The sequence below is a fragment of the Frankia sp. CcI49 genome (assembly GCF_001983215.1).
Lineage (GTDB): Bacteria > Actinomycetota > Actinomycetes > Frankiales > Frankiaceae > Parafrankia > Parafrankia irregularis.
The window spans coordinates 1-10,266 of sequence record NZ_MOWP01000063.1 but is presented as its reverse complement, the minus strand read 5'-3'; the positions used below and the strand labels follow the sequence as shown (position 1 = coordinate 10,266).

The window sequence follows — 10,266 nt, the reverse complement described above, 5'->3', positions numbered from 1 at the left end:
GGGATCGGTGAGCTGGTGTTGGTACGGCCGTTGACCGTGCCGGTTGACGCGGCGGTGGAGATACAGGTGCTGGTGGGGGCGGTGGACGGGTCCGGTCGCCGTTCGGTGGGGGTTCACAGCCGGGTTGGTGATGGGGAGTGGGTGCTGCACGCCACCGGTGAACTCGCCGCCGGCGGCCAGGGGGAGGCGGCGATGCGGCGGGACGACACGGTCTGGCCGCCGCGTGACGCCGAACCCCTCGACCTGGATGGTCTCTATCCGCTGCTGGCCGAGCGTGGACTGGGCTACGGCCCGGCGTTCCGGCTGCTGCGCGCCGCATGGCGGCACGGCGACGACCTCTACGCCGAGGTGGACCGCCCTGCCCCGGATCCCGCCCTCGATCCCACCCTCGATCCCGTCGCGGACTCGTCGAGTCACGCCGGGGACCACCCGGCCGGCCACCTCGTACATCCCGCCCAGCTGGACGCGGCGCTGCATGTGCTCGCACCAGGCACCGATGCCGCCGCTAACGATGAGGCCGCCGCTACCGATACCGGCGGCACCGGGTCCGCGTCGGGGACCGTCGACCTGCCGTACTCCTGGGCCGGAGTGACCGCCTACGGCGCGGCGGAGGGCGCGCTTCGGGTGCGGGTGAGTACCGCCGGGCCCGGGCGGTACGCCCTCGCGGTGGCGGACGAGACCGGCGCGCCCGTCCTGGCCGTCGCCGCGCTGACGCTGCGTCCGCTGAAGCTGGAGTCGCTCGCCGGGGCGGACGCCGACAGCCGGCGGCTCCACGAGCTCATGTGGTCACCGCTGTCGCTTCCGGTCACAGAGGCTCCGGCCGCGCCGTCGACCGGAGGCTGGGCGGTCGTCGGAGTGCACGGACCGGACGTCGCCGGAATCGGCCGGCCCGCTGTCGTGTACGCGGACCCTGGTGAGCTGCGGCGGGCGATCGTGGCGGGGGCACCGACACCCACGACGATCCTCCTGCGGTGTGCCGTCGGCGGTGGCGGCCAGGCCGGCGCATGGCTCGGCGGCGGGATTCCGCCCGGCGGCGACGCGGGCGGCGCGGACGGCACGGATGACGTGGACGACGTGGTCGAGCGGACCCACGTCACCATCTCCGGGGTGCTGCGGGCGCTGCAGGAGCTGCTGGCCGCCGAGGAGCTGGTCCACTGCCGGCTCGTGGTCCTCACCCGGGGCGCGGTCGCTGTCGGCGGTTCCGGTGACGCCGCCACCGACGGCTCCCTCGGCGGTTCCGGCGGCGGTTCCGGCGATGGCCGCCCCGACCTGCCGTCTGCCGCCGTGTGGGGCCTCGTCAGGTCCGCCCAGGTGGAGAACCCGGGCCGGATCGTGCTGGTGGACGTCGACGATCATCCTGGCAGCGTCGGTGCGTTGCCGGCCGTGCTGGTCGCGCCCGCGCCCGCGGTCGCTCCTGTGACGGTGCTGCGGGCGGGGCGAGCGTTCGTACCCGGACTCGTGCGCGTTCCCGGCCCGTCCGCCGGCGGTTCCGCGGTGCCGAGTCTCGACCCTGACGGGACGGTGCTGATCACCGGCGGCACCGGGGCGCTCGGCGCGGTGCTGGCACGGCATCTCGTGTCCAGGCACCGGGTGCGCTGTCTCGTCCTGGCCAGTCGCCAGGGTCTCGCGGCGGCCGGTGCCACCGAGCTGCTGGCGGAGCTGGGTGCCGCCGGGGCCACCGTGACGATCGTGGCGTGTGACTGCGCCGACCCGACAGCGCTGCGCGACCTGGTGGCCTCGGTGCCGGCCGGACATCCGCTGACCGCGGTCGTTCACCTGGCCGCGGTGGTGCGGGACGCGACGCTCGACCGGCTCGACGCGGATCGGCTGACCGCGGTGCTCCGCCCGAAGGTCGACGCGGGATGGGAGCTGCACCGTCTGACCAGGCATCGGGATCTCGCCGCGTTCGTGCTGTTCTCCTCGGTGGCGGGCACGCTGGGCGCTCCGGGCCAGAGCAACTACGCCGCCGCGAACGCCTTCCTGGACGCGCTGGCGCGCCACCGCAGGGCCGACGGGCTCCCCGCGGTCTCGATCGCCTGGGGCCTGTGGGAGGGCGGCGGCGGGCTGACGGCGCACCTCGGCGCGGCCGACCGTGCCCGGATGGCCCGCTCCGGGATTCTGCCGATGAGCGAGGCGGCGGCACTCGTCCTGTTCGACGAGGCGCTGCAGGCCGGACGCCCAGCGGTCGTCGCCGCCCGACTGGATCATGAGGTCATCCCGGTGGAGGGCCGGCCTGTGCCCGCCCACGCGCCCGTGCCACCGGCGACTCCCGTGTCGGCGTCGGAGTCGGGATCCGCCGGCCGGCCGACCCCTGGGCCGCGCGGTGCCCTCGACCGCCTCGCCGAGCTCGCCGACGACGAGCGGGAGGCGGTGCTCCTCGATCTCGTCCGTGAGCAGGCGGCGACGGTGCTCGGTCACGCCGACGCCCGGTCGGTCCCGGTCGGCGGAACCTTCCAGGACCTCGGCTTCGACTCGCTCATGGGCGTCGAGCTGCGTAACCGCCTCGCCGGTGCCACCAGGCTGCCGCTTCCCGCCACCCTGGTCTTCGACCATCCCACCCCGGCGGCGTTGGCGGCGCACCTGCGCGCGGAGCTCGTCCCCGCCGGCGATCCGTCCGACCAGCCGGCAGCCGCCGGTCACGTCGGTGCCGCCGTCGGCACAGGGGACGCCGATCTCCGGCAGGCGATCGCCGCGGTGCCGCTGGACCGGTTCCGCGAGGCCGGCGTCCTGGATGTCGTCCTGCGGCTCGCCGGAGCGCACGGCGACCAGGCCTCCCCACCGTCCCCACCGTCCCCGCCGTCGCCACCGGACAGCTCGGATGTGATCAGAAACGCGGATCTCGACGAGCTGGTCCGCCTCGCGCTCGCTGACACCGACTCCTGACCCGCCCGACGCCCGGAGCTGATCATGGTGACAACGCCAGACAAGGTCGCCGCGGCGCTGCGCGCGTCGTTGCTGGAGAACGAGCGGCTCCGGCGGGAGACCCGGCGGCTGACCGAGGCGGCGCACGAGCCGATCGCCATCATCGGTATGGCCTGCCGGTTCCCCGGCGGCGTCCGGTCGGCGGCCGACCTGTGGAGCCTGGTCGAGGCGGGCGTCGACGCGATCTCGGAGTTTCCCCGCGACCGCGGCTGGGACGTCGACGCGCTCTACGACCCGGACCCGGCCCGCGGCGGTCATTCGTACACCCGTCACGGCGGTTTCCTCGACGGCGTCGGTGACTTCGATCCGGCGTTCTTCGGCATCAGCCCGCGCGAGGCGCTGGCGATGGACCCACAGCAGCGACTGCTGCTCGAGACCGCGTGGGAGACGTTCGAGCACGCCCGCATCGACCCGATGACGTCCCGCGGCACGCTGACGGGCGCGTTCGTCGGCGTGATGTACGGCGACTACGGCAGCCGGCTGGCGGACGAGACCGCCGCGGGCTACCTCGCGACCGGCAGCGCGGGCAGCGTCGCCTCCGGGCGCCTCGCCTATGCGCTGGGGCTGGAGGGCCCGGCGATCACGGTGGACACCGCCTGCTCGTCGTCGCTGGCGGCCGTTCACCTGGCCGCGGCAGCGCTGCGGGCCGGCGACTGCACGATGGCGCTGGCGGGCGGGGTGACGGTGATGGCCGCGCCGACCACGTTCATCGAGTTCAGCCGCCAGCGGGGGCTCGCGGCGGACGGCCGGTGCAAGGCCTTCGCCGCGGCGGCGGATGGCACCGGCTGGGGCGAGGGTGTGGGGCTGGTGCTGCTGGAGCGCCTGAGTGACGCGCGGCGCCACGGCCACCGGATCCTGGCGACGGTGCGCGGCTCGGCGGTGAACTCGGACGGCGCGTCGAACGGCCTGGCCGCGCCCAGTGGGGCGGCCCAGCGGCGGGCGATCCGCCGCGCACTCGAGAGCGCCCAGCTCACCGCCGCCGACGTGGACGTCGTCGAGGCGCACGGGACCGGGACGGCACTGGGCGACCCGATCGAGGCGGCGGCACTCCAGGCCGCCTACGGGCCGGGCCGGCCCGCCGACCGCCCGCTGCTCGTCGGCTCGGTCAAGTCGAACATCGGGCACACCCAGGGTGCGGCCGGGGTCGCCGGGATCATCAAGATGGTCATGGCCCTGCGCGCCGGCGTCGTCCCGCCGACGCTCCACGTGGGCGAGCCCTCCCCGCACGTCGACTGGGCGGCGGGCGGGATCGAGCTGGTGACCCGGGCGCGGCCGTGGCCGGGCACCGATGCGGGCCGGCCACGCCGGGCCGCGGTGTCGTCGTTCGGGATCAGCGGGACGAACGCGCACGTCGTCCTCGAGCTGCCCGCCGAGGCCACCGACCTGCCGGCGGGAGGCACCGCCCTGCGCGCCAGCCGTGCCGGTGGCACGGCTGGCGAGCGCCCGGTGGACGGACTGGTGCCCTGGGTGGTGTCGGCGAAGAGCGCGGCGGCGCTGTCAGCCCAGGTGGAGCGGCTGCGGTCGGCGGCGGGCGGTGCGTCGCCGGTCGACGTGGGCTGCTCGCTGGTCTCGTCGCGGTCGCTGTTCGACCACAGGGTGGTACTGCTGGCGGACGGCGAGCGCGCTCCCAGCGACGACGACGGCGACGGCGGCGACGGCGACGGCGGCGGCGGCGATGGCGGCGGTGGCGATGGCGGTGGCGGTGGCGGTGGCGGTGGCGACAAGGTTTCGGTGTCGGTCTCTGAGGCCGCGCGGGGTGTCGTGCGTCCGGAGCGTGGGCTGGGCTTCGTGTTCGCCGGCCAGGGCGGGCAGCGGGTCGGTATGGGGCGCCGCCTGTACGAGCGGTATCCGGTGTTCGCCGAGGCGCTCGACGCGGTGTGCGCGGAGATCGACGCCGCGCTGGGTCGTCCGCTGCGCGCGTTGATGTTCGACGGTCCCGAGCCGATCCTGGGCCGGACCGAGTTCGCGCAGCCGGCCCTGTTCGCGTTGGAAGTGGCGCTGTTCCGGCTGGTCGAATCCTGGGGAGTCCGGCCGGGGCTGCTGGTCGGGCATTCCTTCGGCGAGATCGCGGCGGCGCATGTCGGCGGGTTCCTCTCCCTGCCGGACGCCTGCCGGCTGGTGGTGGCACGAGGGCGGCTGACGGGGGGCCTGCCGGCCGGCGGGGTCATGGTCGCGCTGCGTGCGTCGGAGGCGGAGGTGCTGCCGCTGCTGACGGAGGGGGTGTCGATCGCGGCCGTGAACGGCCCGGAATCGGTGGTGATCGCCGGTGCGGAGGGCGAGGTGGCCGCGGTGGCGCGGCGCTTCGCCTCGGCGAGGACCTTGCGGATCGGCTACGCCGCGCACTCTCCGCAGATGGACCCGCTGGTCGAGGGCCTCCGCACGGCCGCCGGTGGGCTGTGCGCCGACGGGGCGCCGCCCACCGGCGGTGCGCGGATCCCGGTCGTGTCCACGGTGACGGGCGAGCTGGCCACCGCCGAGCAACTGGGCTCGGCCGACTACTGGGCACGCCACCTGCGCGCCACGGTCCGCTTCGGCGACGCGGTCGAGTACCTGCGCGCCCACGGTGTCACCGACCTCATCGAGGTGGGGCCGGACGGCACCCTGTCGGCCCTCGTCCAGGACGGACTCGGGTGGCCCGGCACCGTCTCGCCCACGCTGCGTACCGACCGGGACGAGCAGGCCACCATCCTGACCGCGGTGGCCGGGCTGTTCGTCCGCGGGCACGAGGTCGACTGGTCCGGGATGATCGCTCCGTCCGGAGCGGACCTCGTCGACCTGCCCAGCTATGCCTTCGAGCGACAGCGATACTGGCCGGCTCCCGACCAGCTGCGCGAAGCCGGCGGCACGCCTGGACGTGGTGGCTCGGACCCCGCCGTCGTGGCGGCCGACGAGGAGTTCTGGGAGGCGGTCGAGCGGACGGACGTCGGCGCGGTCACGCGCGCACTCGGGCTCGGCGACGGTGCGCCCTGGGTGGACGCGATGGTGCCGGCACTGTCGTCGTGGCGGTCGAGGCGGCGGGTGGCCGCGRCCACGGCGGCCTGGTGTTATGAGATCGGCTGGTCCCGTCTCGACGGGCCGGCCGGTACCCCCGGCGGCGCCTCGGATGCGAACCCCGGCGAACCGGGCGGCGAACCGAGCCCGGCCGGCGGCTGTGACCCGAGCGGATTCACCGCCCGCACGCTGGTGGTCCTCGGCACGGAGGCGGACCGCGAGGGCTGGGCCGACACCGTGATCGATGCGCTGGGGCCCGGCGTGGTCACCCTGACGCTGGAGGCTCCGGCCGGATCGGTGGGGCTCGACCGGCGCGCACTGGCCGAGCGCCTGCGGCAGGCCCAGCCGCCCGCCGAGTCCACCTTCGCGTCCGAGTCCACCTTCGCGTCCGAGTCCGCCTTCGACGTCGTGGTCGCGCTGGTCGGGCTCGACGAGCCCGAGCCCGACAAGGAGGCCGGAGCCGACAAGGAGGCCGAGCCCGACAAGGAGGCCGGGGCCGACAAGGAGGCCGGGGCCGCGGGCGAGGCCGAGGTGCCGGTGGCTCTCGCCCGCGTCGTCCTGCTGCTGCAGGCGCTGGGGGATGCCGGCGTCCGGGCGCCGCTGTGGGCCCTGACCAGGAACGCGGTCGGACCGGACGTGGCGGATCGGCGCGGGATCGAGCAGGCGGGTCTCTGGGGCCTGGGCCGGGTCGCCGCGCTCGAGTACCCGGACCGCTGGGGCGGCCTGATCGACCTGCCTGACGAGCTCGAGCCGGTCGTGCTCGCCCGGCTCACCGCGGTTCTGGCCGGCCGGGCCGGCGACGAGGACCAGGTCGTGATCCGTGCCGACGGCACGCATGGACGCAGGCTGCGGCGTGCGGCCGGTGCGTCGGCGGACGGCCCGCCGGCGGACGGCGTGTCGGCGGACGGAGCGGAGCGGGGCTGGGTGCCACCGTCGTCGGGCACGGTTCTGGTCACCGGCGGCACCGGAGGCCTGGGCGGCGAGGTCGCCCGCTGGCTGGCCCGCCGGGGAGTCCGCGACCTCGTCCTGGTCAGCCGGCGCGGCTCCGCGGCCCCCGGCGCCGCGCGGCTGGCCCGCGAGCTCGTCGACCTCGGCGCGCGGCCGACGATCGTCGCCTGCGACATGGCCGATCGGACGGCGGTGGCGGCGTTGCTCGCGGGGATTCCCGCCGAGCGACCGCTCGTCGGCGTCGTGCACGCGGCCGGTGTCTCCCGGTTCGCTTCCCTGGACGAGTGCGATGTCGCCCAGATCGCCCAGGACGTCCCGGCGAAGGTGCGCGGAGCCGAGCACCTCGACGACCTGACCACGGGCCTGGATCTGTCCTTCTTCGTGGTCTTCTCGTCGATAGCCGGTGTGTGGGGCGGTGGTGGGCAGGGCGTGTACGCGGCGGCGAACGCCATGGTGGACGCACTGGTCGAGCGGCGGCGCGGCCGCGGGCTGCCGGGAACCGCCATCGCCTGGGGGGCCTGGGACGAGGCCGGGATGGCCGCGACACCGGAAGCCTCCGCGATGCTGACCCGGCAGGGCCTGGTGCTGATGCGGCCGAGTCGGGCCATCGCCGCCCTGGCGGCGGCACTGGAGCGTGGCGCCGGTCAGGTCGTGATCGCCGACGTCGACTGGGGCCGGTTCCTGGCCGTGTTCACCGCGCGCCGCCCCAGCCCGCTGCTCGCCGAGCTGCCGGAGGCGGCTGCCGCGGCCGCGGCCGTGGCCGCGGACGGGTCGGCGCCGGGGAGCGACACACCCGACCAGGGCGGCCGAGCCGCGCGTTCCGCCCTGGTCGAACGACTCCGAAAGGCACCCGACCAGGAAAGGCAGCGGATTGTCCTCGACCTGGTCCTCGCGGAGGTGGCGCGGGTGCTGGGGCACGGCTCCGTGGCCGCCGTCCAGCCAGACCGCCCGTTTCGGGAGCTCGGCTTCGACTCGCTGACGGCCGTCGAGCTGCGCAACGGGCTCGCCGCGGCGACCGGAGTGCGGCTGCCCACCACCGTCGTCTTCGATCATCCCACCGCGGAGGCGATGGCCCGGCTGCTTCGCGCGGACCTTCTCGAACTGGCCCCCGCGCCCGGGAGCACCGCACCCACGGCCCCCGCGTCGCGCGCCGCCGCGGACGACGACCCGATCGTCATCGTGGGGATGGCCTGCCGCCTGCCCGGCGGGGTGGACTCGCCGGAGGCGCTCTGGGATCTCGTCGCCGCCGGAGCATCCGGGATGTCCCCGTTCCCCACCGACCGCGGCTGGGACCTCGACGGGCTCTCCCGCTGGGACTCGATGCCGAACCAGGGCGGGTTCCTGCGGGGGGCGGCGGATTTCGACGCGGCGTTCTTCGGGATCTCGCCGCGGGAGGCGCTGGGGATGGATCCGCAGCAGCGGTTGCTGCTGGAGGTGGGGTGGGAGGCGTTCGAGCGGGCCGGCATCGACCCGACTTCCCTGCGCGGCGGGCCGACGGGCGTGTTCATCGGCGCCGCCCAGATGGCCTACGCGGAGACCATCCGGCAGGCCCCGCCGGAGCTGCACGGCTACCTGCTCACCGGCACCGCCACCAGCGTGATGTCCGGGCGTCTCGCCTACGTCCTGGGCCTGCAGGGGCCGGCGGTGACGGTGGACACGGCGTGCTCGTCGTCGTTGGTGGCGATCCACCTGGCGTGCCAGTCGCTGCGTTCGGGGGAGAGCGCGCTGGCTCTCGCGGGCGGTGTCGCGGTGATGGCGACCCCTGATCCGTTCATCGAGTTCAGCCGGCAGGGCGGCCTCGCCGCCGACGGCCTCTGCAAGTCGTACTCGGACTCCGCCGACGGGACGGGGTGGGGTGAAGGGGTGGGGCTGTTGGTGTTGGAGCGGTTGTCGGATGCGGTGGCGGCGGGTCGGTCGGTGTTGGGTGTGGTGCGGGGTTCGGCGGTGAATCAGGATGGTGCGTCGAATGGTCTGACGGCGCCGTCGGGGGTGGCGCAGGAGCGGGTGCTGCGGGCGGCGCTCCTGGCCGCGGGTGTCTCGGCGGACGAAGTGGATGTGGTCGAGGGACACGGCACCGGGACCCGGTTGGGCGACCCGATCGAGCTGGGCGCCCTGCTGGAGGTCTTCGGCGGTGAGCGGGCCGGGGGATTCCCGCTGTTGGTGGGTTCGGTGAAGTCGAACATCGGTCACACGCAGGCGGCGGCGGGTGTGGCGGGCCTGATCAAGATGGTGGAAGGGGTGCGGCGCGGAATCGTGCCGGCGTCGTCGCGGGTGGGTGAACCGTCGTCGCGGGTGGACTGGTCGGTGGGTGGGGTGGAGGTGGCGCGGGAGACGGTCCCGTGGCCGGTGACGGGGGGGCCGCGGCGGGCGGGTGTGTCTTCCTTCGGTATCAGYGGGACGAATGCTCATGTGATTGTGGAGCAGGCTCCGGGATCGGCTGTGGAGGGTGTTTCCGGAGGTGATGTGGGGGTGGTTCCGTGGGTGGTGTCGGCGCGGAGCGGTGCTTCTTTGGATGGCCAGCTGGCGCGGCTTCGGGAATTCTCCGCCGGTTCTGGTGGGGATTCCCGGGCGGTGGATGTGGGTTTTTCGCTGGTGTCGTCGCGCGGTGTGGCTGGTCATCGTGCTGTGTTGTTGGCGGGTTCTGAGGTGGCTGGCGGTGCTGGTTGTGTGGAGGTGGCTCGGGGGGTTGCCGGTTCGGGTGGGCTGGGTTTTGTGTTTTCGGGTCAGGGGTCGGTGCGGGTGGGTGCGGGGCGGGGTTTGTATGAGGGTTTTCCGGTGTTCGCGGGGGTGTTGGATGAGGTGTGTGGGGTGTTGGATGGGTTGTTGGGTGATGTGCTGGTGGGGGTGGGTGGTTCGTTGCGGGGTTTGATGTTCGGGGGTCCGGGTTCGGTGTTGGAGCGGACGGTGTTCGCGCAGCCGGCTTTGTTTGCGTTGGAGGTGGCGTTGTTTCGGTTGTGGGAGTCGTGGGGGGTGTGTCCGGGGTTTTTGGTGGGTCATTCGGTGGGGGAGGTGGCGGTGGCGTATGTGGCGGGGGGTTTGGGGTTGGTGGATGCGTGTCGGTTGGTGGTGGCGCGGGGTCGGTTGATGGAGGGGACGGTTCCGGGGGTGATGGTGGCGGTGGGTGTGGGGGAGGAGGAGGTGCTGCCGTTGTTGGGGGAGGGGGTGTCGGTGGCGGCGGTGAATGGTCCGGGGCAGGTGGTGTTGGCGGGTGAGGAGGRKGCGGTGCTGGGGGTGGTGGGGAGGTTTGGTGGGGGTCGGCGGCTGGCGGTGGATCGGGGGTTTCATTCGGTGTTGATGGAGCCGGTGGTGGAGGGTTTTCGGGGGGTGTTGGAGGGGCTGGAGTTCGGGGTTCTTTCGGTTCCGGTGGTGTCGACGGTGTCGGGTGGGGTGGCGGTGGGGGGTGAT

Annotated in this window: 2 protein-coding genes; both read left to right on the top strand. The window is 74.2% G+C overall.

Translation table 11 applies throughout. From position 1 onward, the window contains the following. On the top strand, positions 1-2,883 hold a 2,883-nt coding region (locus CcI49_RS39185; protein ID WP_131831305.1), incomplete at its 5' end, for a type I polyketide synthase. Positions 2,884-2,907: 24 nt separating this feature from the next. After that, a partial coding sequence (locus CcI49_RS44025) for a type I polyketide synthase (protein ID WP_158230898.1) occupies positions 2,908-10,266 on the top strand: 7,359 nt, incomplete at its 3' end.